The sequence below is a fragment of the Pseudomonas anuradhapurensis genome (genome assembly GCF_014269225.2).
GTDB classification, from domain to species: Bacteria; Pseudomonadota; Gammaproteobacteria; order Pseudomonadales; family Pseudomonadaceae; genus Aquipseudomonas; species Aquipseudomonas anuradhapurensis.
This window is the reverse complement of the sequence record NZ_CP077097.1, coordinates 610,717-634,843: the sequence shown is the minus strand read 5'-3', so window position 1 is coordinate 634,843 and position 24,127 is coordinate 610,717. Positions and strand designations below refer to the sequence as shown.

General features: G+C 64.0%; 23 protein-coding genes and 1 riboswitch. Of the genes, 17 read left to right on the top strand and 6 right to left on the bottom strand.

Annotated features, from left to right (window positions below):
* Window positions 1-22 precede the first annotated feature (22 nt).
* On the bottom strand, window positions 23-2,011 hold the full coding sequence (locus HU763_RS02885; protein WP_186689693.1) for a sigma-54-dependent Fis family transcriptional regulator: 1,989 nt from the start codon (window positions 2,009-2,011) through the stop codon (window positions 23-25).
* A gap of 255 nt (window positions 2,012-2,266) precedes the next feature.
* On the opposite strand from HU763_RS02885, the gene exaC reads away from it, so the two are divergent.
* The 13 genes from exaC (at window position 2,267) to HU763_RS02820 (ending at window position 15,771) form a co-directional block, all read left to right on the top strand.
* On the top strand, window positions 2,267-3,787 hold the full coding sequence (exaC, locus tag HU763_RS02880; protein ID WP_170028082.1) for an acetaldehyde dehydrogenase ExaC: 1,521 nt from the start codon (window positions 2,267-2,269) through the stop codon (window positions 3,785-3,787).
* A 226-nt stretch (window positions 3,788-4,013) separates the two neighbouring features.
* Window positions 4,014-5,462: an ethanolamine permease gene (gene eat / locus HU763_RS02875; RefSeq protein ID WP_186689695.1), complete on the top strand. Its 1,449-nt coding sequence runs from the start codon at window positions 4,014-4,016 to the stop codon at window positions 5,460-5,462.
* Window positions 5,463-5,508: 46 nt separating this feature from the next.
* Window positions 5,509-6,903, top strand: coding sequence for an ethanolamine ammonia-lyase subunit EutB (locus HU763_RS02870; RefSeq protein WP_186689697.1), 1,395 nt, complete (start codon window positions 5,509-5,511; stop codon window positions 6,901-6,903).
* Between the two features lie 8 nt (window positions 6,904-6,911).
* Complete coding sequence (eutC, locus tag HU763_RS02865; protein WP_170028079.1) at window positions 6,912-7,730, top strand: ethanolamine ammonia-lyase subunit EutC; 819 nt, start codon at window positions 6,912-6,914, stop codon at window positions 7,728-7,730.
* A gap of 108 nt (window positions 7,731-7,838) precedes the next feature.
* The gene (locus tag HU763_RS02860) at window positions 7,839-8,297 is read left to right on the top strand and encodes a GNAT family N-acetyltransferase (RefSeq protein WP_170028078.1); all 459 of its coding nucleotides are present in this window, start codon (window positions 7,839-7,841) and stop codon (window positions 8,295-8,297) included.
* Between the two features lie 248 nt (window positions 8,298-8,545).
* Window positions 8,546-9,193, top strand: coding sequence for a DedA family protein (locus HU763_RS02855; RefSeq protein ID WP_170028077.1), 648 nt, complete (start codon window positions 8,546-8,548; stop codon window positions 9,191-9,193).
* 9 nt (window positions 9,194-9,202) lie between these two features.
* The gene (locus tag HU763_RS02850) at window positions 9,203-10,018 is read left to right on the top strand and encodes a M90 family metallopeptidase (RefSeq protein ID WP_170028076.1); all 816 of its coding nucleotides are present in this window, start codon (window positions 9,203-9,205) and stop codon (window positions 10,016-10,018) included.
* A gap of 93 nt (window positions 10,019-10,111) precedes the next feature.
* Window positions 10,112-10,639: an inorganic diphosphatase gene (ppa, locus tag HU763_RS02845; RefSeq protein ID WP_003255365.1), complete on the top strand. Its 528-nt coding sequence runs from the start codon at window positions 10,112-10,114 to the stop codon at window positions 10,637-10,639.
* Window positions 10,640-10,852: 213 nt separating this feature from the next.
* Entirely contained in the window at window positions 10,853-11,554 is a 702-nt protein-coding gene (locus tag HU763_RS02840; RefSeq protein WP_170028075.1) for a LexA family transcriptional regulator, read from the top strand.
* 395 nt (window positions 11,555-11,949) lie between these two features.
* A complete protein-coding gene (locus HU763_RS02835) occupies window positions 11,950-13,695 on the top strand; it encodes a copper resistance system multicopper oxidase (RefSeq protein ID WP_186689699.1) in 1,746 nt (581 codons plus the stop codon).
* The gene (locus HU763_RS02830) at window positions 13,692-14,039 is read left to right on the top strand and encodes a hypothetical protein (RefSeq protein ID WP_186689701.1); all 348 of its coding nucleotides are present in this window, start codon (window positions 13,692-13,694) and stop codon (window positions 14,037-14,039) included. The genes HU763_RS02835 and HU763_RS02830 overlap by 4 nt, the downstream gene beginning before the upstream one ends.
* Complete coding sequence (locus HU763_RS02825) at window positions 14,029-15,069, top strand: copper resistance protein B (RefSeq protein WP_186689703.1); 1,041 nt, start codon at window positions 14,029-14,031, stop codon at window positions 15,067-15,069. Before HU763_RS02830 ends, HU763_RS02825 begins: the two co-directional genes overlap by 11 nt.
* Before the next feature lie 9 nt (window positions 15,070-15,078).
* On the top strand, window positions 15,079-15,771 hold the full coding sequence (locus tag HU763_RS02820; RefSeq protein WP_186689705.1) for a c-type cytochrome: 693 nt from the start codon (window positions 15,079-15,081) through the stop codon (window positions 15,769-15,771).
* A 31-nt stretch (window positions 15,772-15,802) separates the two neighbouring features.
* On the opposite strand, the gene HU763_RS02815 is transcribed toward HU763_RS02820, so the two are convergent.
* The 3 genes from HU763_RS02815 to HU763_RS02805 all read right to left on the bottom strand — a co-directional run bounded on the left by HU763_RS02815 (window position 15,803) and on the right by HU763_RS02805 (window position 18,193).
* On the bottom strand, window positions 15,803-16,066 hold the full coding sequence (locus tag HU763_RS02815) for a DUF3077 domain-containing protein (protein WP_170028070.1): 264 nt from the start codon (window positions 16,064-16,066) through the stop codon (window positions 15,803-15,805).
* Between the two features lie 155 nt (window positions 16,067-16,221).
* Complete coding sequence (locus HU763_RS02810; protein WP_186689707.1) at window positions 16,222-16,464, bottom strand: hypothetical protein; 243 nt, start codon at window positions 16,462-16,464, stop codon at window positions 16,222-16,224.
* Window positions 16,465-16,987: 523 nt separating this feature from the next.
* A complete protein-coding gene (locus HU763_RS02805) occupies window positions 16,988-18,193 on the bottom strand; it encodes an RtcB family protein (RefSeq protein ID WP_170028064.1) in 1,206 nt (401 codons plus the stop codon).
* 92 nt (window positions 18,194-18,285) lie between these two features.
* Window positions 18,286-18,427: riboswitch (FMN riboswitch) on the top strand.
* A gap of 80 nt (window positions 18,428-18,507) precedes the next feature.
* On the opposite strand from HU763_RS02805, the gene ribB reads away from it, so the two are divergent.
* From ribB to dxs, 4 genes are all read left to right on the top strand, one after another.
* Entirely contained in the window at window positions 18,508-19,158 is a 651-nt protein-coding gene (gene ribB / locus HU763_RS02800) for a 3,4-dihydroxy-2-butanone-4-phosphate synthase (protein ID WP_186689709.1), read from the top strand.
* 234 nt (window positions 19,159-19,392) lie between these two features.
* Window positions 19,393-19,635, top strand: coding sequence for an exodeoxyribonuclease VII small subunit (locus HU763_RS02795; protein WP_003255380.1), 243 nt, complete (start codon window positions 19,393-19,395; stop codon window positions 19,633-19,635).
* Window positions 19,632-20,519: a (2E,6E)-farnesyl diphosphate synthase gene (gene ispA, locus HU763_RS02790; protein WP_186689711.1), complete on the top strand. Its 888-nt coding sequence runs from the start codon at window positions 19,632-19,634 to the stop codon at window positions 20,517-20,519. Before HU763_RS02795 ends, ispA begins: the two co-directional genes overlap by 4 nt.
* A gap of 203 nt (window positions 20,520-20,722) precedes the next feature.
* A complete protein-coding gene (dxs, locus tag HU763_RS02785; RefSeq protein WP_186689713.1) occupies window positions 20,723-22,618 on the top strand; it encodes a 1-deoxy-D-xylulose-5-phosphate synthase in 1,896 nt (631 codons plus the stop codon).
* Between the two features lie 331 nt (window positions 22,619-22,949).
* On the opposite strand, the gene HU763_RS02780 is transcribed toward dxs, so the two are convergent.
* Window positions 22,950-23,369 carry an MFS transporter gene (locus tag HU763_RS02780; protein ID WP_186689714.1) on the bottom strand — a complete coding sequence of 140 codons (420 nt, stop codon included), beginning with the start codon at window positions 23,367-23,369 and terminating at the stop codon, window positions 22,950-22,952.
* Window positions 23,366-23,983 (bottom strand): GTP cyclohydrolase II, encoded by a 618-nt coding sequence (gene ribA / locus HU763_RS02775; protein WP_003260612.1) that lies wholly within the window; start codon window positions 23,981-23,983, stop codon window positions 23,366-23,368. Before ribA ends, HU763_RS02780 begins: the two co-directional genes overlap by 4 nt.
* Between the last annotated feature and the right edge of the window lie 144 nt (window positions 23,984-24,127).

Genomic DNA, 24,127 nt, shown 5'->3' with positions numbered 1-24,127 from the left:
CAATTCGCACCCGCTGTTTCGCTCAGCCGGCCCTGGTGATGCCGTGTTTGCGCAGTTTTCGATACAAGGTATTACGGCTGATGCCCAAGTGCTCGGCGACACGGGTGAGGTGCCAGTGTTTTGCCTCTAGCGTCACCAACAATGCTCGCCGCTCCGCATCCTGTAGGAGCGGCCTTGTGTCGCGATCGGGCTGCGAAGCAGCCCCGGCAGATTGGTCGGCGCGGCTGGGCCCCTGGGGCCGCTCTGCGGCCCTTTCGCGACCCAAGGCCGCTCCTACAGGGGCGGTGCTGCTGCGGAGGATGGCGGGAAGGTCCGGGAGTCCGATGCAACCGTTTTCACCCAGCGCCACCAGGGTACGCAGCACGTTGCGCATCTGCCGCACGTTTCCCGGCCAGGCAAAGTCGAGTAGCGCTTGTCGCGCCCGGGGCTCGATGTCTATCAACTGACCCTGCGCTTCCTGGCGCAGCAGGAAGTCCAGCAACTGCGCCTTGTCACTGCGCTCGCGCACCGCCGGCAACGCCACTTCCAGGCCATTCAGGCGGTAATACAGGTCTTCACGGAAACTGCCCTGCTCCACCCGCTCCAGCAGGTCGCGGTGGGTAGCACTGACGATGCGCACGTCGACCGCCTGCGGCTCGCCACCGATCGGCACCACCTGGCGCTCTTCAAGTACCCGCAGCAAGCGGGTTTGCAGGGCCAGCGGCATGTCGCCGATCTCGTCCAGCAGCAAGGTGCCACCGTCGGCCTGCAGCAGCTTGCCACGCATGCCTTCCTTGCGCGCCCCGGTAAAACTGCCGCCGCGATAGCCGAACAGCTCGCTCTCGATCAGGCTCTCCGGGATCGACGCACAGTTGATGGCGACGAACGGTTTGCCGCGCCGCTCGCTGGCTTGGTGCACGGCCTGGGCGAACGCCTCCTTGCCGCAACCGGTCTCGCCGCGCAGCAACAACGGCACGTCGCGATCGAATACGCGCACGCTGCGCCGGAAGTCGTTCTGCAAGGCCGGGTCGAGCAGGCAGACAAGCGGCTCGGCCTCCCGCGCCGGCCGTGGCTGCGCGGCTGGCACCGACCATACCGGCGCGCGGGCCTGGCCACGCAGGCTGGCGAATACCTGGCGCCCGTCCAGGGTATGCAGCGGCCAGGCCGTGCTGCCGGAGGGCGTGGCACGGCTGAACAGCTCGTCATGGCTGCAGGCGAAGAAACGCTCCAGCGGTTTGCCCAGCACACCACCACGCACCGTACCCAGCAAGTTCAGTGCGCTCTGGTTGGCAGCGCAGATGCGCCCGTCACCGTCGAAGGCCAGCAGGCCTTCGCTGAACAGGCCGACCGATTCGGCCTGCAAATGAAAACGCAGCAGCCACTGTTGTTCGAAATGACGCAGGAAATAGCAACTTTCGATCATCTTCGCCGACAGGTTGACCAGGGCCATGGTGTGGAACTGGCTCTGCCGGGAAACATCAGGCCGTGCCGAAGACACGTCCAGCACCGCCAGCAACTCGCCATGCGGGTCGAACACCGGGCTGGCCGAGCACGTCAGGCCGGTGTGGCGGCCGCGGAAGTGCTCGTCCTGATGAATGGTCAGGGCCTGGCGCTCGACCAGGCACGTGCCAATACCGTTGGTGCCTTCGCGCGCTTCACTCCAGTCAGCGCCCAGCCACAGGCCAGCGCGCTCGAAGCTGCGTCGCTCGCTCGGGGCGCTGACACAGTTGAGGATGACCCCGCGCGCATCGGTCAGCAGCACCGCATGGCCGGCCCCGGATAGCTGCTGGTGCAGGCTGTTCATCTCATGGTCGGCAATCTGCAGCACCTGGCGCAGGCGCTCGCGGCTTTCCAGCAGGCGCCCGTGCTCAAGCACTACTGGCGCCTCGATCAGCGCCGGGTCGAGGTGGTAGTCCTCCAGGCAGCGCAGCCAGGAGCGGGCGATGGAAGGGTCGCTAGCGCCTGCCCCGGCCCCGCCATGGGCAACGGTGTGGACTTGCTGGGCATGGCGACTGAAATGATTGCTCTGCATTGTTGTAGTTCTCCGCAGATGGAGCGTCCCGCCAGCATCCTCCACCCGGGTGGCCTTTGCAATGCATCCCCGGGTTACGTGTCGCAAATGGCACAAAGTGTCACCCCGGTGCGTACCGGCGCTGGCACAACGTCGCTGGCCCAGGCCCTGGAAAGCAGGCCAAGCCATTGATTTGCCTGGCACTGGCAACGCTGGCCCAACCTTTGCTCTACGCTTTTCAACTCCCTAACAAGCACAATAGCCAGGAGACACACCATGCGTTACGCACATCCCGGTACCGAAGGCGCGAAGGTTTCCTTCAAGAGCCGCTACGGCAACTACATCGGTGGTGAGTTCGTTCCTCCGGTAAAGGGTGAGTACTTCACCAACACCTCGCCGGTGAACGGCCAGCCGATCGCCGAATTCCCCCGCTCCACTGCCGAAGACATCGAAAAAGCCCTGGATGCCGCCCATGCGGCTGCCGACGCCTGGGGCCGTACCTCGGTGCAGGACCGCTCCAACGTCCTGCTGAAGATCGCCGACCGTATCGAACAGAACCTCGAACTGCTGGCCATCACCGAAACCTGGGACAACGGCAAGCCGGTGCGTGAAACCCTGAATGCCGACATCCCGCTGGCGGTCGACCACTTCCGCTACTTCGCTGGTTGCATTCGTGCCCAGGAAGGCGGCGCCGCCGAGATCAACGAAGGCACCGTGGCCTATCACATCCACGAGCCACTGGGCGTGGTCGGGCAGATCATCCCGTGGAACTTCCCGATCCTGATGGCCGCCTGGAAGCTTGCCCCGGCCCTGGCCGCCGGCAACTGCGTGGTGCTCAAGCCGGCCGAGCAGACCCCACTGGGCATCACCGTGCTGCTGGAACTGATCGGCGACCTGCTGCCAAAAGGCGTACTCAACGTGGTGCAGGGCTATGGCCGCGAAGCCGGCGAGGCGCTGGCCACCAGCAAGCGCATCGCCAAGATCGCCTTCACCGGCTCGACCCCGGTGGGCTCGCACATCATGAAGTGCGCCGCCGAGAACATCATCCCGTCCACCGTGGAGCTGGGCGGCAAGTCGCCGAACATCTACTTCGAAGACATCATGCAGGCCGAGCCGAGCTTCATCGAGAAAGCCGCCGAAGGCATGGTGCTGGCGTTCTTCAACCAGGGTGAGGTGTGCACCTGCCCGTCGCGCGCCCTGGTCCAGGAGTCGATCTACCCGCAGTTCATGGAAGCGGTGATGAAGAAGGTGCAACAGATCAAGCGTGGCGACCCGCTGGACACCGACACCATGGTCGGTGCCCAGGCCTCGCAGCAGCAGTTCGAGAAAATCCTGTCGTACCTGGAGATTGCCGAGAAGGAAGGCGCCGAGCTGCTGACTGGCGGCAAGGTGGAAAAACTCGAAGGCTCGCTGGCCACCGGTTACTACATCCAGCCGACCCTGCTCAAGGGCAACAACCGCATGCGCGTGTTCCAGGAGGAAATCTTCGGGCCGGTGGTCAGCGTCACCACGTTCAAGGACGAAGCCGAAGCGCTGGCGATCGCCAACGACACCGAGTTCGGCCTGGGCGCCGGCGTGTGGACCCGTGACATCAACCGTGCCTACCGCGTGGGCCGTGGGATCAAGGCAGGCCGGGTGTGGACCAACTGCTACCACCTGTACCCGGCGCATGCGGCGTTTGGCGGGTACAAGAAGTCGGGCGTCGGGCGTGAGACGCACAAGATGATGCTGGACCACTATCAGCAGACCAAGAACCTGCTGGTGAGCTACGACATCAATCCGTTGGGCTTCTTCTAAACCGCGTCGCGGCCTTCGCGGGCACGCCCGCCCCCACAGGTATTGCACTGGTCTTGAAACTTGTGCAGTCCCTGTGGGAGCGGGCAAGCCCGCGAAGAGGCCAGGCCTGCATACACCAAACCCAGAGCGGCAACCGCGCACCAACCGCTCTGGCTCGCTTCCTGCAACACCTATCACCATCGGCCCGGAACCCTTCCGGCCACCAAGAAAAACAACAGGTGAATCTATGCCAAGCGATCATTCCGCCGGCTCTCCGGCAGGCTCTTCCGTCGACTTCGAAAAGGTCGGCTCGGACTATTTCCAGCAACGTGAACTGAAAAAAGGCGCCGCCGGCTGGGTACTGCTGGTCGGCCTGGGCGTGGCCTATGTCATCTCCGGCGACTACGCCGGCTGGAACTTCGGCCTGGCCCAGGGTGGCTGGGGCGGGATGTTCCTCGCCACCCTGCTGATGGCCACCATGTACCTGTGCATGTGCTTCTCGCTGGCCGAACTGTCGTCGATGATCCCCACCGCAGGCGGCGGCTACGGTTTTGCCCGCAGCGCCTTCGGCCCGTGGGGCGGCTTCCTCACCGGCACGGCAATCCTCATCGAATACGCCATCGCCCCCGCCGCCATCGCGGTGTTCATCGGCGCCTATTGCCAGTCGCTGTTCGGTATCGGCGGCTGGATGATCTACCTGGCGTTCTACATCGTGTTCATCGGCATTCACATCTTCGGCGTGGGTGAGGCACTGAAGCTGATGTTCATCATCACCGCCATCGCCGCCATTGCCCTGGCTGTGTTTTTGCTGGGCATGGTGCCCCATTTTGATGCAGCCAACCTGTTCGACATCGCCAAGACAGATGCCGTGGGCGCCAGCAGCTTCCTGCCGTTCGGCTACGTCGGTGTGTGGGCAGCCATCCCCTACGCCATCTGGTTCTTCCTGGCTGTCGAAGGCGTGCCGCTGGCCGCGGAAGAAACCAAGAACCCCAAGCGCGACCTGCCACGCGGGTTGATCGGGGCCATGCTGGTCCTGCTCGCCTTCGCCCTGCTGATCCTGGTGGTCGGGCCCGGCGGCGCAGGCTCCGAGGCGCTGAAGGCCTCCGGCAACCCGCTGGTCGAAGCCTTGTCCAAGGCCTACGGCGGCTCCACCTGGATGGGCGGCTTCGTCAACCTGGTCGGGCTGGCCGGGCTGATCGCCAGCTTCTTCTCGATCATCTACGCCTATTCCCGGCAGATCTTCGCCCTGTCGCGCGCCGGCTACCTGCCGCGCAAGCTGTCGGAAACCAACAAGAGCAAAGCCCCGGTCATGGCTCTGGTCATCCCTGGCATCATCGGCTTTGCCCTGTCGCTGACCGGCCAGGGCGACCTGCTGATCCTGGTGGCGGTGTTCGGTGCCACACTGTCATATGTGCTGATGATGGCTGCGCACATCACCTTGCGTATCCGCCGGCCGAAGATGGAGCGCCCGTACCGCACCCCCGGTGGCATCGTCACCTCGGGCGTGGCCCTGGTACTGGCCTGCATCGCCGTGGTCGCCGGTTTCCTGGTCGACCCACGGGTGGTGATTGGCGCCGCAGTGATCTATGCGGTATTAATTGCCTACTTTGCTTTGTACAGCCGCCACCACCTGGTAGCGGGCACACCGGAAGAGGAATTCGCCGCGATCCAGAAGGCCGAAGAGGCCCTGCACTGATCGCCGCCACCCGCCGCGGGGCAACCCGCGGCTCTGGAGAGTCTGTATGGCAAGTTTCGTACACACGGTGGGCCACCTGGTCTACCGCTTCGACAGCCTCAAGGAAGTGATGGCCAAGGCCAGCCCCGCCCGTTCGGGGGACTACCTGGCGGGTGTCGCCGCCAGCAACGACGGTGAACGCGTCGCCGCTCAGATGGCCCTGGCCAATATCCCGCTGACGCATTTCCTCAATGAAGCACTGATCCCTTACGAAGAAGACGAAGTCACCCGGCTGATCATCGACAGCCACGATGCCCAGGCATTTGCAATCGTCAGCCACCTGACCGTGGGTGGCCTGCGCGACTGGCTGCTCAGCGATGAAGCCAACGAGGACAGCCTGCGCGCCCTGGCGCCCGGGCTGACCCCGGAAATGGCCGCAGCGGTGTCGAAGATCATGCGCGTGCAGGACCTGGTGCTGGTGGCGCAGAAGATCCGCGTGGTCACGCGCTTCCGTGGCACCATGGGCCTGCGCGGGCGGCTGTCGACCCGGCTGCAGCCCAACCACCCGACCGACGAACCGGCCGGCATCGCCGCCAGCATCCTCGACGGCCTTTTGTACGGCAACGGCGACGCCATGATCGGCATCAACCCGGCCACCGACAGCATCGCTTCGATCTGCGCGCTGCTGGAGATGCTCGACGCCATCATCCAGCGCTACGACATCCCCACCCAGGCTTGCGTACTAACCCACGTGACCACGTCGATCGAGGCGATCAACCGTGGCGTGCCGCTGGACCTGGTGTTCCAGTCCATCGCCGGCACCGAAGCGGCCAACGCCGGCTTCGGCATCAACCTCAATGTGCTGCAGGAAGGCTACGAAGCGGGCCTTTCGCTGAAGCGCGGCACACTCGGGCAGAACCTGATGTACTTCGAAACCGGCCAGGGCAGCGCCCTGTCGGCCAACGCCCACCACGGCGTCGACCAGCAAACCTGCGAAACCCGCGCCTATGCCGTGGCCCGCCATTTCAAGCCGTTCCTGGTCAACACCGTGGTCGGCTTCATCGGCCCGGAATACCTGTACAACGGCAAGCAGATCATCCGCGCCGGCCTCGAGGACCACTTCTGCGGCAAGCTGCTGGGGGTGCCGATGGGTTGCGACATCTGCTACACCAACCACGCCGAAGCCGACCAGGACGACATGGACACCCTGCTGACCTTGCTGGGCGTGGCCGGGATCAACTTCATCATGGGCATCCCCGGTTCCGACGACATCATGCTCAACTACCAGACCACCTCGTTCCACGATGCGCTGTACGCGCGCCAGACCCTGGGCCTGAAACCCGGGCCGGAATTCGAGGCCTGGCTGGCCCGCACCGGCATCTTCACCCAGGCCGATGGCCGGGTACGCTTTGGTGACAACCTGCCGCCGGCTTTCCGCCAGGCCTTGGCACAGCTTGCATAGGGATGACCATGGACCATCGCACGCCTACCCCCGACAACCCCTGGCTGGCCCTGCGCAACCTCACCCCGGCGCGCATCGCCCTGGGCCGTGCCGGCACCAGCCTGCCAACCGGCGCGCAGCTGGACTTCCAGTTCGCCCATGCCCAGGCGCGCGACGCCGTACACCTGGCGTTCGATCACGCCAGCCTGGCTGCGCAGCTGGCTGACCGCGGCCGCGACAGCCTGGTGCTGCACAGCGCCGCCAGCGACCGCAACCAATACCTGCAACGCCCGGACCTGGGGCGGCGCCTGAACCAGGACTCGGTGGCGGCGCTGCGCCAGCACGCCCAAGCCAACCCCGGCGGGGTCGACCTGGCCATCGTCGTGGCGGACGGCCTGTCGGCCCTGGCCGTGCACCGCCACACCCTGCCGTTCCTGGCCCGCTTCGAAGAGCAGGCCGCCGCCGACGGCTGGAGCAGTGCCCCGGTGGTGCTGGTGCAGCAGGGCCGCGTGGCCGTGGCCGACGAGGTCGGTGAGCTGCTGGGTGCGCGCATGACGGTGATGCTGATTGGCGAACGCCCGGGGCTCAGCTCGCCCGACAGCCTCGGCCTGTATTTTACCTACGCGCCGAAGGTCGGCCTGACCGATGCCTACCGCAACTGCATTTCCAACATCCGCCTGGAGGGGCTGAGCTACGGGATGGCGGCGCACCGCCTGTTGTACCTGATGCGCGAAGCCTGCCGACGTCAGCTTTCCGGAGTGAATCTGAAGGACGAAGCCGAAGTCCATAGCCTTGAGAGTGAACATGGCGCCGGCCAGAAGGGCAACTTCCTGCTCGGCAAAGGGTAAAAAACCTGTAACGGAAGGCGGATTGCACTTGCGCCGCGCATTGGGCAGCATGCCCAGGAAAGCTGCTGGCAATCCGCTGTTTCCCCTAATGGACTCTGAGGGCCGCACATGCGCATCATCAAGGCAACCCTGGAACACCTCGACCTGCTCACGCCGATGTTCGTCAAATACCGTGAGTTCTACGGGCAGCTTCCCTACCCCGACAGCTCGCGCAGCTTCCTGGAAAAGCGCCTGAAGCGGGATGAGTCGGTGATCTACCTGGCCTTGCCGGATGACGACGACAGCAAGCTGCTGGGTTTCTGCCAGCTCTACCCGAGCTATTCGTCGCTGTCGCTGAAGCGGGTGTGGATTCTCAACGACATCTATGTGGCCGAGGATTCGCGGCGCATGCTGGTGGCCGACCACCTGATGCGCGAGGCGAAGAAGATGGCCAAGGAAACCAACGCCGTGCGCATGCGGGTGTCAACCAGCGCGGACAACGAGGTCGCGCACAAGACTTACGAGTCCATCGGGTTTCGTGAGGATAACGAGTTCAAGAGCTATATCCTGCCGATCAATCAGGATTGACTGTTCCAGCCCTTTCGCGGGCACGCCCGCTCCCACAGGTACAGCACAGCCTCAGGAAGCGGTGATATCCCTGAGGGAGCGGGCGTGCCCGCGAAGAGGCCGGAACAGGACTCCCCTGCCGTAACCCCCCGCTACAAACTCCCCGGGCATGTTCCCGACTTCGCCGTATAATGGCCCACCTGTCATGTGTGAAATTTTACCCATCGCCAGGTAACCGAGCCTACGCCCCAAGAACACAGGTGCTGTACATGGATTTCAACCCGCTGGACCTTATCCTGCATCTCGATGCCTACCTCGATCTGCTGGTCACCAATTACGGTCCCTGGATCTACGCCATCCTCTTCACCGTGATCTTCTGCGAAACCGGGCTGGTGGTCATGCCCTTCCTGCCTGGTGATTCGCTGCTGTTCATTGCTGGCGCCGTGGCCGCCGGTGGCGGCATGGACCCGTTGCTGCTGGCCGGCCTGCTGATGGCTGCAGCGATCCTCGGCGACAGCACCAACTATGTGATCGGCCGCACGGTTGGCGAACGCCTGTTCAACAAGCCCAACTCGAAGATCTTCCGCCGCGATTACCTGCAGCGCACCCACGATTTCTATGAGCGCCACGGCGGCAAGACCGTGACCATGGCGCGCTTCCTGCCGATCCTGCGCACCTTCGCGCCCTTCGTCGCCGGCATCGCCCACATGCATTACCCGCGCTTCCTCGGCTTCAGCGTTGCCGGTTCGCTGCTGTGGGTCGGAGGCCTGGTAACCCTGGGTTACTTCTTCGGCAACGTGCCATTCATCAAGCAGCACCTGTCGCTGATGGTGGTGGGTATCATCCTCCTGTCGCTGGTGCCGATGATCCTGGGCCTGCTGCGTGGCCGCCTGGGCCGTACGGCCAAGGCTCACTGAAGCTGGCCGATGTGGTCATTCAGCGCCTGGCGGCGCAAGCGCACCCTGGCGCGCTACCCCATCGCCCCCCAGCAATGGCAGGCCGTGCGCGCGCGCCTGCCGATGCTGGACGGCATCACTGAAGCAGAAGACCGCTGGCTGCGAGAAGCCTGCATCCTGTTCCTGCTGGACAAACACCTCACCTGCCTGCCCGGCGTCGAACTGGACGACGAGCAGCGCCTGTTGCTGGCGGCCCAGGCGCAGTTGCCTCTGTTGCACCTGGGCGAGCTGAACTGGTACCAGGGTTTCCACGAGATCATCCTCTACCCCGACGACTTCAAGAGCCCCCAACGCCACCGCGATGCCAGTGGCGTGGAACACGTCTGGGATGGCGAACACAGCGGCGAGGCCTGGCAGCAAGGCCCGGTCATCCTGGCCTGGAATGGCGTACTGGCCAGTGGCGGCTGGGAGGCTTACAACCTGGTCATCCATGAGCTGGCGCACAAGCTCGACATGCTCAATGGCGACGCCAACGGCCTGCCGCCGCTGCACAACGGCATGCCTGTGGAGGAATGGGCCAGCGCCATGCAACAGGCCTACGACGACCTCAACCGCCAGCTGGACAACGACCCCGACGCCGAAACCGCCATCGACCCTTATGCAGCGGAAAACCCGGCCGAGTTCTTCGCCGTCACCAGCGAATACTTCTTTAGTGCCCCCGACCTGCTGCAGCAGGCTTATCCAAAGGTCTACCACCAGTTGTCGCAGTTCTACCGCCAGGACCCGCTGGCGCGCCTGTGCCGGCTGCAGGCCGAACACCCGGACTACCGCGCAAGCCACGCCTGACGGGGCCGCACATCAGGCCAGGCGTGGCATGCCCCGGCAGAATGTGCCTATAATCGCCGCCACTTTTTTGGTCAAACACGGGGGCACTGCCCAATGAGCTACAGCAAGATTCCGGCGGGCAAAGACCTGCCGAACGACATCTACGTCGCCATCGAGATCCCGGCCAACCACGCGCCGATCAAATACGAGATCGACAAGGACAGCGACACCCTGTTCGTCGACCGTTTCATGGCTACCCCGATGTTCTACCCAGCCAACTACGGTTTCATCCCGAACACCCTGGCTGACGACGGCGACCCGCTGGACGTGCTGGTCGTTACCCCTTATCCGGTTGCCCCTGGTTCGGTTATCCGCGCCCGTCCGGTTGGCGTACTGAACATGACCGACGACGGCGGCGGCGACGCCAAGGTCATCGCTGTTCCTCACGACAAGCTGTCGCAGCTGTACGTCGACGTGAAGGAATACACCGACCTGCCAGCCCTGCTGATCCAGCAGATCGAGCACTTCTTTGCCAACTACAAAGATCTCGAAAAGGGCAAGTGGGTCAAGATCGAAGGCTGGGAAGGCGCCGACGCCGCTCGTGCCGCGATCACCAAGTCGGTGGCTGCCTACAAGGGCTGATACCGGTTGCACGAAGAACCCCGCCTCGGCGGGGTTTTTTTATGCTTGGAGGCTGGCCCAGGGGGCTGTGGAGGCGGCCTGTGGCAAGTGCGACGCTTAGTAAAAAATCCTACACCGTCCTACTCCAACGCCCTACAAATCGCTGTTTTCACACAGACCTCATCAACATCCGGTTGATATCCTTGCTGGCACCGCGCCGCTACACTCGCCGCCATGAACACATCCGGTGACCGCCTCAAAGCTCTCCTCCACGAATGTGGCCTTACCCCGTCCGATTTCGCCGCCCAGCGCAGCGTCACACCCCAGCACGTCAACAACTGGTTCAAGCGCGGTGTGCCGTTGGCCCGGCTGGACGAACTGGCCGACCTGTTCTGCGTACATCGTCGCTGGTTGCGCACCGGTGAAGGGCCCAAGCACCTCAACCCGATCCCGCGCAACCATTCCCCGGCGCCAGCGCCCGGCAACCTGCCCACGCCGCTGTCGGCGCGAGGGGGCCGGGTGTTGAAGCTGCCCTTTTACGAATTGCACAGCGGCCTGCTGTCGCCCGTGCCCGGCAGGCACCTGTGCCTGCCCGCAAAAGCGCTGAGAAGCCTCGGCGTGCAAGCCGAAAACGCCATCTGCCTGGCCATGCCCGCCGGCAACATGGCCCCACTGATGCCGCAGCAGGCCACCCTTGCCATCGACCTGGGCATGACCCAGGTGGTTGAGGGCGAAACCTATGCCCTGCTGCACAATGGCACGCTCCGGGTGAACAACCTCAGCCTCGGCCAGCACGGCACGCTGTACCTGCACAGCCTTGACCGGCGCAGCTACGCGGTCGAACGCTATACCACCGTGCAGCGCCAGGCGCAGGGGCTGGAAATCCTCGGCTGGGTCTTCCACTGGTCGCATTTTCGCCAGCAACGGCCTGGCTGAAACAACCTGTTCCATTTTTTGCTGGGCATCCCGCGCGCGCCCTTGTATGCTACGCCGCACATTCAGCCCCGACCGGCGCATGCCGCGGTCCAGAGGGCTCGGCGATGTCCCACACGGGCATCTGCCAATTCTTTCAGGCCTTGATGGCCACACAGTTAAGGCGATTGCGGCTTACCAAAAATTAGTCGGAAGCGTCCCCGAGAAGCCGGCCACAAGCCGGCTTTTTAATGCCCTCCTGAAATTCCTTCCCTGCCTTCAAGGCTGCGCGTGCACGCCTCGCCTGCGCAAGCTGACTAAAAAGTAATGTAGCGCTCAGCCAGTTGACAGCGCGGGCCGGCTAGCCTGCAGTCTGTTGGTGCTTATCGCAAAATTATCGACTGACTGGACGCAACGGCATGCAAAGCAAAACCACGAGACGCTCCTTCGTCAAAGGCCTGGCCGCTACCGGACTGCTTGGCGGGTTGGGCATGTGGCGCGCGCCGGTCTGGGCGGTGACCAGCCCTGGCCAACCGAATGTACTGACGGGCACCGACTTTGACCTGTACATCGGTGAACTGCCGGTGAATTTCACCGGCGCCAAGCGCACGGCGATGGCCATCAACGGCTCCGTGCCCGGGCCCATTCTGCGCTGGCGCGAAGGCGACACCGTCACCCTGCGTGTGCGTAACCGTTTGCAGCAGGACACCTCCATCCACTGGCACGGCATCATCCTGCCGGCCAACATGGACGGCGTGCCGGGCCTGAGCTTCCACGGCATCGCCCCCGACGGCATGTACGAGTACCGGTTCAAGGTCCAGCAGAATGGTACCTACTGGTACCACAGCCACTCCGGGTTCCAGGAACAAGTTGGGGTGTACGGCGCCCTGGTCATCGATGCGAAAGAGCCCGAGCCGTTCAGCTACGACCGGGACTACGTGGTGATGCTCAGCGACTGGACAGATGAAGACCCTGCCCGGGTGCTGTCCAAGCTCAAGAAGCAGTCGGACTATTACAACTACCACAAGCGCACGGTGGGTGACTTCGTCAACGACGTCAGCGAAATGGGCTGGTCGGCTGCGCTAGCCGACCGGAAGATGTGGGCCGAGATGAAGATGAGCCCCACCGACCTCGCCGACGTGAGTGGCTACACCTACACCTACCTGATGAATGGTCAGGCGCCGGACGGTAACTGGACGGGCGTGTTCAAGCCGGGCGAGAAAATCCGCCTGCGCTTCATCAACGGCTCTGCCATGACCTATTTCGACGTGCGCATTCCCGGCCTGAAGATGACCGTTGTCGCGGCAGACGGGCAGCACGTCAAGCCTGTTTCGGTCGACGAGTTGCGCATCGCCGTTGCCGAAACCTACGACGTCATCGTCGAGCCTGAAAGCGAGCAGGCATACACCATTTTCGCCCAGTCCATGGACCGTACCGGGTATTCCAGGGGCACCCTGGCTGTCCGCGAGGGCTTGCAGGCGCCTGTGCCAACCGTGGATCCACGCCCCATCATCTCGATGAACGATATGGGCATGGACCATGGCGACATGGGCGGTATGGACCATGACAGCATGGCCGGCATGGACCACAACAGCATGGCCGGCATGGACCACGGCGCCATGACCGGCACAAGCGCCGCCATGCAGCGCCACCCGGCCTCCGAGACCAACAACCCGCTGGTCGACATGCAGACGATGTCGCCGACGCCAAAGCTGAGCGATCCCGGGATTGGGCTACGCAACAATGGCCGTCGCGTGCTCACCTATGCCGACCTGCGCAGCACCTTCCCTGACCCGGACGGCCGCGCGCCGGGGCGCACAATCGAACTGCACCTTACCGGTCACATGGAAAAATTCGCCTGGTCCTTCGACGGCATCAAGTTTTCCGATGCCGAGCCACTGCGCCTGAAGTATGGCGAGCGCCTGCGTATCACCCTGGTCAACGACACCATGATGACTCACCCCATCCACCTGCATGGCATGTGGAGCGACCTGGAGGATGACAACGGCAACTTCATGGTGCGTAAGCACACCATCGATATGCCGCCTGGCTCGAAACGCAGCTATCGCGTCACTGCAGATGCCTTGGGGCGTTGGGCCTATCACTGTCACCTGCTGTTCCATATGGAAATGGGCATGTTCCGAGAAGTCCGTGTGGACGAATGAACTGGAGATCCGAGATGAGCAAAGCCATGAAACGAAGCGCGTTTTTCCTCTCTGCCGCGATGGCGGGCCTGCTTGCTGTCCATGCCCCCTCCTCGTGGTCCGGCGACACCAGCAAACAACCGGCCAATGCTGCAAACGCCAAAGGCGCACAGGGCATGGACCACGGCGCCATGAAAGGCATGGACCACGGCAATATGCAGGGTATGAACCATGACGCCATGAAAGGCATGGACCATAGCACCATGAAGGGAATGGACCATGGCGCGATGCAAGGCATGGACCACGGCAAGATGATGGAATCGCATGGCAGCGATAAAGCTAAGGCAGGGAACGATGCTCAATAGCCTGGCACGACCATCGCTACTGGCATTGGGCGTTGCCCTGGGCATGCTGGGCACTGCGCCCAGCTTCGCCGCCGGAGCAATGGACCATTCGGCCATGGGGCACGATGCCATGCCGATGGATAGCGGCTCGTCGCACGATTCGATGCCTGGCATGGACCACAGCAAGATGGACCATGACAGCATGCAGGGCATGGACCATGGCACGATGGACCACGGCAGCATGCAGGGCATGGACCACGGCAAGATGGACCACGGCAGCATGCATGGCATGGACCACTCGACGATGAACCACGGCTCGGCAGAGGCGCCGACGACGACCAGCCGTACCCCGATCCCGGTATTGACGGATGCAGACCGCCAGGCAGCCTTTCCGCCATTGGGTGGGCACCAGATGCACGACAGCGCAATCAACAGCTTCCTGCTGCTGGATCAGCTGGAGTACCAGGATGCGGACGAAGGCAGCACCCTGGCCTGGGATGCATCCGGCTGGATAGGTGGCGATATTAACCGGTTGTGGATCCGCTCCGAAGGCGAACGCACCAACGGCGTCAGCGAAGATGCCGAATTGCAGTTGCTATACGGCCGCTCGGTCAGCCCCTGGTGGGATGTGGTTGCCGGGGTGCGCCAGGACTTCAAGCCCGAATCGCCCCAGACCTGGGCGGCATTCGGTATCCAGGGCATGGCACTGTACGACTTCGAGACCGAAGCCACCGCATTCATTGGCGAGAACGGCCAGGCTGCTGCTCGCCTGGAAGGCGACTACGACATCCTGCTGACCAACCGCCTGATCCTGCAGCCAACCGCTGAAGCCAACTTCTACGGCAAGAACGACCCTGAGCGCGGCGTAGGTTCCGGCCTGGCCAATACCGAGGTCGGGCTGCGCCTGCGCTACGAGATTGTCCGCCAGTTCGCTCCCTACATCGGCATCACCTGGAAACGTTCCTATGGCAAAACTGCCGACTTCGTCCGGGATGAGGGTGGCGATGTGGATGAAGCGCGTTTCGTCGCCGGTATCCGCATGTGGTTTTGAGACCCTGACATGAAGAAAACAATAACAACGCTTGTCATGGCTGGCGTGCTGACCAGCGCGGCAGTGCTGGGTGCCGCCTACTCCGGCCTGGTCAACGTCGGCGCCGATGACCCGCACTTCCCCGCCGTGCATGCCTTTCTGGCCATGGCCCGGGACCGTTCCATTGCGGTACGTGCCAACGACATCGAAGTGCCCGACCTGCAAGACGAAGCCCTGATCCGTACTGGCGCGGGCAACTACAATGCCATGTGCATCGGTTGCCACCTGGCCCCGGGCGTGGAGAAAACCGAGCTCAGCCAGGCGCTGTACCCCTCGCCGCCCAACCTGGCCACCCGTGGCCTCGGCGGCGACCCTGCCGCAGCGTTCTGGATCATCAAGCATGGCATCAAGGCCACTGGCATGCCGGCCTGGGGCAAAAGCATGGGTGATGAATACATCTGGGGCATCGTGGCCTTCCTCGACCAATTGCCCAAGCTCGATACCCAGCAGTACAACGCGCTGGTAGCGAGCAGCAGCGGCCACCAGCATGGCGGTGGCGAAAGCCAAATGCACAACCATGAAGGCCAGCACGGCAGCCACGCGCCTGAGCGCGCGGGCCACCACGCAATGGGCAATTCAGAAGCGCATCACCCAGCGCCCGGCAACCCAGTTCCGAAGACACATATGCACCGTGATGGCAAAGCGCACACCCATGGGAACTGAAGGCCGCTCGGTCCGAAGCAGGCCTCTCATTTCAGTGCTTCATGCCTAGCTCAGCATCATCCATCAGCGCCTTGGCCATCGCACTCAGGTAGTGCGCAGCCCAGATCATCATCGGTTTTTCATCCATCAGGCCGGTGATGGTCAACTCGCGGACATAGCCCATCAGTTCCGAGGCCTGCTCGCGGGCGTCCTCGCACGGGATGCCGGGCTCGATGCGGAACAGTGGGTGGGTGCCGTTTTCGCCTTGGTAGAAGGTGGTCTTGCCGACGGTGAATTGGGTGTCGTCGGTAGTCATTGTTGAATTCCCTGATAGTTCTCGACTCTCCGGGCCGGCCCTTTCGCGGGCTTGCCCGCTCCCACAGGTACTGTGCAAGCCTTGAGGCCTGTGGTGAGCCTGTGGGAGCGGGCATGCCCGCGAAGAGGCCAGCCCAGAAAACACATCACTAATGCCTAGTGCAAAATCCTGGGCTCTGTAGGCATCTGCACCTGAACCAGTGCCGTCTCCAGCAAAGCCCGCAGCGTCTCCAGCTCATGCATCGAGGTCATCATCAGGATCGATGCCGGTGACTTGGGCTGCAGCAGCATTGCCTGGCGCACGACGGTCGCAGCGCACAGCGCATAGTCCGTGGCCTGGATCAGGGTGTCTTCAAGGGCATGAATATCGTGGGGTGGATCGGGGACAATCTTGAGCATGGTGTAATCTCGTCTGTTCCGAAGGGACAGCCACGACATCACTTGCAGTTGATGGGTGGCGGCTACGTACGGGTCTGCAAGACCGGACAGACGATAAACCGGCAGATCCGAAGATCTCCCGCACGCAGCCACCATTGACCGAAATCGCCGGCACGCGGCAACTTGGAAAGCGGTACTGAATCGTCTGCGGGCTTGCAGGCCCGGTCGCTGATTTGGCAACGACGGGGCCAGACTAGGTCGCTGAGAACACCACCGCAATGGCGCAAAGGCGGTAGGAAGCTATTTCAGAAATGGCCTACACGCAACGGGAAAAATCTGATTATCAGCGATTCATGCCGTTGCGCGATCGAAGGCATTACGTAGTAGACCTGTGCCGGCCTCTTCGCGGGTAAACCCGCTCCTACAGGTACTGTGCAGGTCTTAAACACTGAACTTTTCCACAGGTACCGTGCAAATCTTGAAGCCTGTGGAGCCCCTGTAGGAGCGGGTTTACCCGCGAGAGGCCAGTGCAGGAATACCCCCGTCAGCCCTTCACACACACCACCTGGCGCAAGGTGTGCACCACCTCCACCAGTTCCCGCTGCGCGCGCATCACCGCATCGATGTCCTTGTAGGCCATCGGGATCTCGTCGATCACCTCCTTGTCCTTGCGGCATTCCACATGCGCCGTGGCCCGTCGCTGGTCCTCCACGGTGAAGCGACTCTTGGCCTTGGTCCGGCTCATCACCCGGCCGGCGCCATGGCTGCAGGAACAGAACGATTCCTCGTTACCCAGCCCCCGCACGATGAAGCTCCTGGCCCCCATCGACCCAGGAATGATGCCTAGCTGCCCTTTCTGCGCCGACACCGCGCCCTTGCGCGTCACCAGCACTTCGCGGCCAAAATGCTGCTCGCGCTGCACATAGTTGTGGTGGCAGTTCACCGCTTCCAGGCTAGCCTCGAACGGTTTGCCCAGCACCTTGCGGGCTGCCCCGACCACCGCCAGCATCATCAGCTCGCGGTTCTGCCGGGCATAGTCCTGCGCCCATTCCACCGCTTCCACGTAGTCGGCGAAATGGCGGCTGCCTTCCTCGAAGTACGCCAGGTCCTTGTCTGGCAGGTTGGCCAGGTGCTGGCGCATGTCGGCCTGGGCCAGTTCGATGAACAGGTTGCCAATCGCATTGCCCACCCCCCGCGAGCCGCTGTGCAGCATGAACCAGACACGGTCGGCCTCGTCCAGGCACACCTCGATGAAGTGGTTGCCACCCCCCAGCGTACCCAGGTGCTGGCGGTTGTTGGTCTTCGCCAGGCGCGGGTACTTGTCGGTAATGGCCTTGAACCGCCCGGCCAACCGCCCCCAGGCCTGGTCGGCCTGGGCCGGCACATCGGCCCAGGCGCCCTGGTCATGTTTGCCGAACGTCTTGCCATGCGGCACCGCCTGCTCGATGGCGCTGCGCAGGCCGTGCAGATGGTCCGGCAGGTCGCGGGCATGCAGCGAGGTGCGCGCGGCGATCATGCCGCAGCCGATGTCTACCCCTACCGCCGCGGGGATGATCGCGCCAACGGTCGGGATCACGCTGCCGATGGTCGAGCCTTTGCCCAGATGCACGTCCGGCATCACCGCCAGGTGCTTGAAGATGAACGGCATCCTGGCGGTATTGAGCAATTGCCGGCGGGCGTCGTCTTCGACCGGCACGCCATCGGTCCATAACTTGACCGGCTTGCCGCCGGCAACCTGGAGAATGTCCATGGGGCTGTTCCTGAAAGGCCATGCCGGCATGATACCGCCAAAGGTCGTAGCGCCGTGGGTTGCCAGCGGGGTGGCGAGGTGCGGTATGCTTGGCCGGTCTTCAGGGCGGGGTGAAAGTCCCCACCGGCGGTAAATCGAAAGATGAGCCCGCGAGCGCCCCGGCCATGCCGGGGGTCAGCAGATCTGGTGCAATTCCAGGGCCGACGGTCATAGTCCGGATGAAAGAAGGCGTCAGGCAGGGGCCATCCGGGCGCCCCTGCGCGCGCATTTGGTTCGCCCCGAGACGTTCATCGATCATTCACGAGGAGCGTTTCATGTCCACCCAGCGCCACCCACAATTTCCCAATGTTGCCGCCGCCATCGCCGCCTTCCAGGCCGGGCGCCCTGTGCTGCTGCTCGACGATGACGACCGCGAGGACGAAGCGGACATCATTGCCGCCGCCGAGAACATTTCGCTGCAGACCATGGCCATGATGATTCGCGATTGCAGCGGCATCGTCTGCCTGTGCCTGGACGAAGCCACCGTCGACGAGCTGCAGCTGGCACCGATGGTGCAGAACAACCAGGCTCGCCATGGCACCGGCTTCACCGTCACCATCGAGGCGGCCGAAGGAATCAGCACCGGGGTTTCCGCCCAGGACCGCATCACCACCATCGGCGCGGCGCTGCGCTCTACTGCCGAGCAGCGCCATATCGTCAGCCCGGGCCATGTATTCCCGCTGCGCGCGCGCAATGGCGGGGTGCTGACCCGCCGTGGCCACACCGAAGGTTCGGTGGACCTGGCGCGCCTGGCCGGCCTGCGCCCGGCGGCGGTGCTGTGCGAGCTGATGAATCCCGATGGCAGCATGGCGCGCGGCGAGCAGGTGGCGGTGTATGCACGGCAGTACAATTTGCCGGTGCTGACCATCGAGGAACTGGCGCAGTACCGTGAGGCCATGCTGGAGCTAGAAGCAGAGCCAGCCTGATCCCGCACCGGGACACAGTGCCTGTAGCGGCCTTGTGTCGCGAAAGGGCTGCAAAGCAGCCCCAGCAATTTGTGCATCTGCGCTGACATCGTGGGGCCGCTGTGCGGCCCTTTCGCGACACAAGGCCGCTCCTACACAATTGACGGCGTTAGCCGATCGGGTGGCCGGAAGTTTGCTCCCCCCGCCCCGCTCTGCTAGTGTCGCGCCGTTCTGAATGCCACCGAGACAGTCGCCATGGCCCGCAAAAAAGCCTCCCTCGATTTCGAGCAATCCCTCGCAGACCTGCAAGCCCTGGTCGAGCGCCTGGAGAACGGCGAATTGTCGCTGGAAGAGTCGCTGGCCGCCTTCGAGCAAGGCATCGCCCTGACCCGTGATTGCCAAGGCGCCCTGGCCCAGGCCGAGCAGAAGGTGCAGATCCTGCTGGAACGCGACGGCGAGCTGGCCGCGCAGCCCTTCGACGCGGAGCCGGAAGCATGATCGGCACCTACCAGGCCAACTGCCAGGCGCGGGTCGACGCCGCACTCGAGCCGCTGTTCGTCGCCCCCACCCGGGAACTCGAGCGCCTCTACGCCGCCATGCGCTACAGCGTGATGAACGGCGGCAAGCGCGTGCGCCCGTTGCTGGTCTATGCGGCCTGCGAAGCCCTGGGCGCCCCGGCCGAACAGGCCAACGGCGCGGCCTGTGCGGTAGAGCTCATCCACGCCTACTCGCTGGTGCATGACGATTTGCCGGCGATGGACGACGACGACCTGCGCCGGGGCCAGCCAACCACTCACAAGGCCTTCGATGAAGCCTGTGCCATCCTCGCTGGCGATGGTTTGCAGAGCCTGGCCTTCAGCGCCCTGCTCGACCCACGCCTGAGCCCGCAGGCCGACAGCATCCGCCTGGCCATGGTCCAGGCGCTGGCCAAGGCCGCCGGCCCGGCCGGCATGGTCGGCGGCCAGGCCATCGACCTCGGCTCGGTGGGCCTGAAGCTTGACCAGCAGGCGCTGGAGTCCATGCACCGGCACAAGACCGGTGCGCTGATCGAAGCCAGCGTGCGCCTGGGCGCCCTGGCCAGCGCCCGCGCCGAACAGGCGCAACTGGATGCCTTGCAGGCCTATGCCCAGGCCATCGGCCTGGCGTTCCAGGTGCAGGACGACATCCTCGATGTGGAAAGCGACACCGCCACCCTTGGCAAGCGTCAGGGCGCCGACATCGCCCGCGACAAGCCGACCTACCCGGCATTGCTGGGCCTGGAGGCGGCCAAGGCCTATGCCATCGAACTGCGCGACCAGGCACTGCTCGCACTGGATGGTTTTGGCGAAAAAGCCGAGCCGCTGCGAGCCTTGGCGCGCTATATCGTCGAGCGCCGCAACTGATTTGATTGGGGCCGCGGTGCGGCCCATCGCCGGCAAGCCAGCGGCCACAGACGCCTCAGTGGCTATAAAACTGAATACCCTGTGCGTGCTGGCTTGCCGGCGATGGGCTGCAAAGCAGGCCCATGCGACACCCGTCTGAATGGGCAGTATTTCCTACAATGGGGTAAACTGCCGCGTCTTACACACCTATAACGACTCGCCTGATGCCCACGACGTTTCAAGAGATCCCCCGCGAACGCCCGGTCACGCCGTTGCTCGACCGCGCTGACACGCCTGCCGGCCTGCGCCGGCTGGCCGAAGCCGACCTGGAGACCCTGGCCGACGAACTGCGCCAGGAGCTGCTCTACACCGTGGGCCAGACCGGTGGGCATTTTGGTGCCGGCCTGGGCGTCATCGAGCTGACCATCGCCCTGCACTACGTCTTCGACACCCCGGACGACCGGCTGGTGTGGGACGTCGGCCACCAGGCCTACCCGCACAAGATCCTCACCGGGCGCCGTAAGCGCATGCTCAGCCTGCGCCAGAAAGACGGCATCGCCGCCTTCCCGCGCCGCAGCGAGAGCGAGTACGACACCTTCGGCGTCGGCCATTCCAGCACCTCGATCAGCGCCGCGCTGGGCATGGCCATTGCCGCCCGTCTGCAAAACAGCGCGCGCAAGTCGATCGCGGTGATTGGTGACGGCGCGCTGACCGCCGGCATGGCCTTCGAGGCGTTGAACCACGCCCAGGAAGTCAACGCCGACATGCTGGTGATCCTCAACGACAACGACATGTCGATTTCGCGCAACGTCGGCGGCCTGTCCAACTACCTGGCCAAGATCCTCTCCAGCCGCACCTACGCGAGCATGCGCGAAGGCAGCAAGAAAGTGCTGTCACGCCTGCCAGGCGCCTGGGAAATCGCCCGCCGCACCGAGGAATACGCCAAAGGCATGCTGGTGCCGGGTACGCTGTTCGAAGAGCTGGGCTGGAACTACATCGGCCCGATCGACGGTCATGACCTGCCAACCATGATCGCCACCCTGCGCAACATGCGTGACCTCAAGGGCCCGCAGTTCCTGCACGTGGTCACCAAGAAGGGCAAGGGCTTCGCCCCCGCCGAGCTTGACCCGATCGGCTATCACGCCATTACCAAGCTGGAACCGGCAGACAAGCCCGCCGCGCCGAAAAAAGCCAGCGGACCCAAGTATTCCGCCGTGTTTGGCCAGTGGCTGTGCGACATGGCCGCTGCCGACAAGCGCCTGGTGGGTATTACCCCGGCGATGAAGGAAGGTTCCGACCTGGTCGCTTTCAGCGAACGCTACCCGGAGCGCTACTTCGACGTGGCGATTGCCGAGCAGCATGCCGTGACCCTGGCGGCGGGCATGGCCTGCGAGGGCAGCAAGCCGGTGGTGGCGATTTATTCCACCTTCCTGCAGCGCGCCTATGACCAGCTGATCCACGACGTGGCGGTGCAGAACCTCGACGTGCTGTTCGCCATCGACCGCGCCGGCCTGGTCGGCGAAGACGGCCCGACCCACGCGGGTAGCTACGACCTGTCGTACCTGCGCTGCATCCCGGGCATGCTGGTGATGACCCCGAGCAACGAGAACGAGCTGCGCAAGATGCTCAGCACCGGCCACCTGTACAACGGCCCGGCGGCGGTACGCTACCCGCGCGGCACCGGCCCCAACGCGCCGATCAGCGGCGACCTGGAACCGCTGGAGATCGGCAAGGGCATCGTGCGGCGCCAGGGCGAGAAAGTCGCCTTGCTGGTGTTCGGCGTGCAACTGGCCGAGGCCATGCAGGTGGCTGAGCAGATCAACGCCACGGTGGTCGACATGCGCTTCGTCAAGCCGCTGGACGAGGCGCTGGTGCTGGAGCTGGCTGCTAGCCATGAACTGCTGGTGACCATCGAAGAAAACGCCATCATGGGCGGTGCGGGGGCTGCCGTCGGCGAGTTCCTGGCCAGCCAGGCAATCGTGAAACCGTTGCTGCATCTGGGGCTGCCGGACATCTACGTCGAGCATGCCAAGCCTGCACAAATGCTGGCTGAGTGTGGGCTGGATGCAGCCGGGATCGAGGCTTCGGTGAAGGCTCGGATGGCCAGGCTCGGGCTGTAATCCCCCTGGGGCCGCCTTGCGGCCCATCGCGACGCAAGGCCGCTCCTACAGGAATGCGCCTTGCATCGCGAACGAGGGTTGCGCCTTCCTGATGCGCCTTGCGCCGCGACCGAGGGCTGCGCCTTCCTGATGCGCCTTGCGCCGCGACCGAGGGCTGCGCCTTCCTGATGCGCCTTGCGCCGCGACCGAGGGCTGCGCCTTCCTGTAGGAGCGGCCTTGTGTCGCGATCGAGGGCGCAGCCCTCGCCGAATCTCACCTGGACGCCAGCGCGCGCTAGCACATCGGTGCCCCATCGCTTCGAGCATCTGCCCAGCGGGCCAGGCAGCAGGCGTCAGCCGAGCTGGCGCGGAATGCGGTAGAGGTAAAGCACCACCACGGTGGACAACGCCAGCAGGATCTGCGGCACCGCCTCAAGGCCGACCAACACCGACAGCGCAGCGACCCAGGCCGGGAAGCAGGCATACAGCATGGCCAGGCGCCGTACCCGCGCCAGCTCGATCCAGGCGGCGGGCTCTTCGCCAGTGCCCAGCACCTGCGAGGTGGCAATCAACGCGCGCTTGTAGGCCGCGAAGCGCGGCAGGCTGAGGAACATGGTCGCCGCGCCGCCAATGAACAGCGGCATGGCCAGCACCGGCACCAGCGCATCACCACCGCCAAAGGCCCAGGCCATGACCGGCAGCGGCACCAGGCCCACCGCCAGGTATTGCCACCACGCCAGCGCCAGACGCCGCTTGACCTCGGCGCGGGTCACGCCTGGGGCACCTCGCCCTGGTGCTCGTTACCCAGCATGTGACCGAGCTTGCCGGCCTTGGTTGCCAGGTAATAGCGGTTGTGCGGGTTGTGCCCGGTGTGCAGCGGCACGCGCTCGGCGACGACGATGTTCATGTCGGTCAGGGCTTTGACCTTGCGCGGGTTGTTGGTCATCAGGCGCAGCGACTTCACCCCCAGGTGCTCCAGCATCGGCAGGCACATGGCGTAGTCGCGCTGGTCGGCGGCGAAGCCCAGGCGTTCGTTGGCCTCGACGGTATCGGCGCCACCATCCTGCAGTTCATAGGCGCGGATCTTGTTCAGCAGGCCAATGCCACGGCCTTCCTGGCGCAGGTACAGCAGCACGCCGCGGCCCTCGCGGGCGATGGCCTGCAACGCTGCTTCCAGTTGCGAGCCACAGTCACAGCGCTGGCTGAACAGGGCATCGCCGGTCAGGCACTCGGAGTGCAGGCGCCCCAGCACCGGCTGGCCGTCCGCGATGTCACCCAGGCTGAGCACCACATGCTCACGGCCCGTGGCTTCGTCGAGGAAACCATGCATGGTGAAGGTCGCGAAGGGAGTCGGGAGTTTAGAGGCGGCAACAAAGACGACGGGCACGTTGTGCTCCTGGAATAAGTAGGAAATTTCTCGTGGGCCGATTGTATCAGCAGGTTGAGGGCTGTGCGCTGGCTGAATACCGTGGGGTAAGATCGAAAAGTTCGATGCTTAGCAGGGAGCAGCCATGATGCTGAGGCGCTCTGC

What these genes read in the sequence shown, in the direction of transcription:
- HU763_RS02885 (WP_186689693.1), bottom strand. Translation starts at nt 2,011, where the DNA reads ATGCAGAGCAATCATTTCAGTCGCCATGCCCAGCAAGTCCACACCGTT.
- exaC (WP_170028082.1), top strand. Translation starts at nt 2,267, where the DNA reads ATGCGTTACGCACATCCCGGTACCGAAGGCGCGAAGGTTTCCTTCAAG.
- eat (WP_186689695.1), top strand. Translation starts at nt 4,014, where the DNA reads ATGCCAAGCGATCATTCCGCCGGCTCTCCGGCAGGCTCTTCCGTCGAC.
- HU763_RS02870 (WP_186689697.1), top strand. Translation starts at nt 5,509, where the DNA reads ATGGCAAGTTTCGTACACACGGTGGGCCACCTGGTCTACCGCTTCGAC.
- eutC (WP_170028079.1), top strand. Translation starts at nt 6,912, where the DNA reads ATGGACCATCGCACGCCTACCCCCGACAACCCCTGGCTGGCCCTGCGC.
- HU763_RS02860 (WP_170028078.1), top strand. Translation starts at nt 7,839, where the DNA reads ATGCGCATCATCAAGGCAACCCTGGAACACCTCGACCTGCTCACGCCG.
- HU763_RS02855 (WP_170028077.1), top strand. Translation starts at nt 8,546, where the DNA reads ATGGATTTCAACCCGCTGGACCTTATCCTGCATCTCGATGCCTACCTC.
- HU763_RS02850 (WP_170028076.1), top strand. Translation starts at nt 9,203, where the DNA reads ATGTGGTCATTCAGCGCCTGGCGGCGCAAGCGCACCCTGGCGCGCTAC.
- ppa (WP_003255365.1), top strand. Translation starts at nt 10,112, where the DNA reads ATGAGCTACAGCAAGATTCCGGCGGGCAAAGACCTGCCGAACGACATC.
- HU763_RS02840 (WP_170028075.1), top strand. Translation starts at nt 10,853, where the DNA reads ATGAACACATCCGGTGACCGCCTCAAAGCTCTCCTCCACGAATGTGGC.
- HU763_RS02835 (WP_186689699.1), top strand. Translation starts at nt 11,950, where the DNA reads ATGCAAAGCAAAACCACGAGACGCTCCTTCGTCAAAGGCCTGGCCGCT.
- HU763_RS02830 (WP_186689701.1), top strand. Translation starts at nt 13,692, where the DNA reads ATGAACTGGAGATCCGAGATGAGCAAAGCCATGAAACGAAGCGCGTTT.
- HU763_RS02825 (WP_186689703.1), top strand. Translation starts at nt 14,029, where the DNA reads ATGCTCAATAGCCTGGCACGACCATCGCTACTGGCATTGGGCGTTGCC.
- HU763_RS02820 (WP_186689705.1), top strand. Translation starts at nt 15,079, where the DNA reads ATGAAGAAAACAATAACAACGCTTGTCATGGCTGGCGTGCTGACCAGC.
- HU763_RS02815 (WP_170028070.1), bottom strand. Translation starts at nt 16,066, where the DNA reads ATGACTACCGACGACACCCAATTCACCGTCGGCAAGACCACCTTCTAC.
- HU763_RS02810 (WP_186689707.1), bottom strand. Translation starts at nt 16,464, where the DNA reads ATGCTCAAGATTGTCCCCGATCCACCCCACGATATTCATGCCCTTGAA.
- HU763_RS02805 (WP_170028064.1), bottom strand. Translation starts at nt 18,193, where the DNA reads ATGGACATTCTCCAGGTTGCCGGCGGCAAGCCGGTCAAGTTATGGACC.
- ribB (WP_186689709.1), top strand. Translation starts at nt 18,508, where the DNA reads ATGTCCACCCAGCGCCACCCACAATTTCCCAATGTTGCCGCCGCCATC.
- HU763_RS02795 (WP_003255380.1), top strand. Translation starts at nt 19,393, where the DNA reads ATGGCCCGCAAAAAAGCCTCCCTCGATTTCGAGCAATCCCTCGCAGAC.
- ispA (WP_186689711.1), top strand. Translation starts at nt 19,632, where the DNA reads ATGATCGGCACCTACCAGGCCAACTGCCAGGCGCGGGTCGACGCCGCA.
- dxs (WP_186689713.1), top strand. Translation starts at nt 20,723, where the DNA reads ATGCCCACGACGTTTCAAGAGATCCCCCGCGAACGCCCGGTCACGCCG.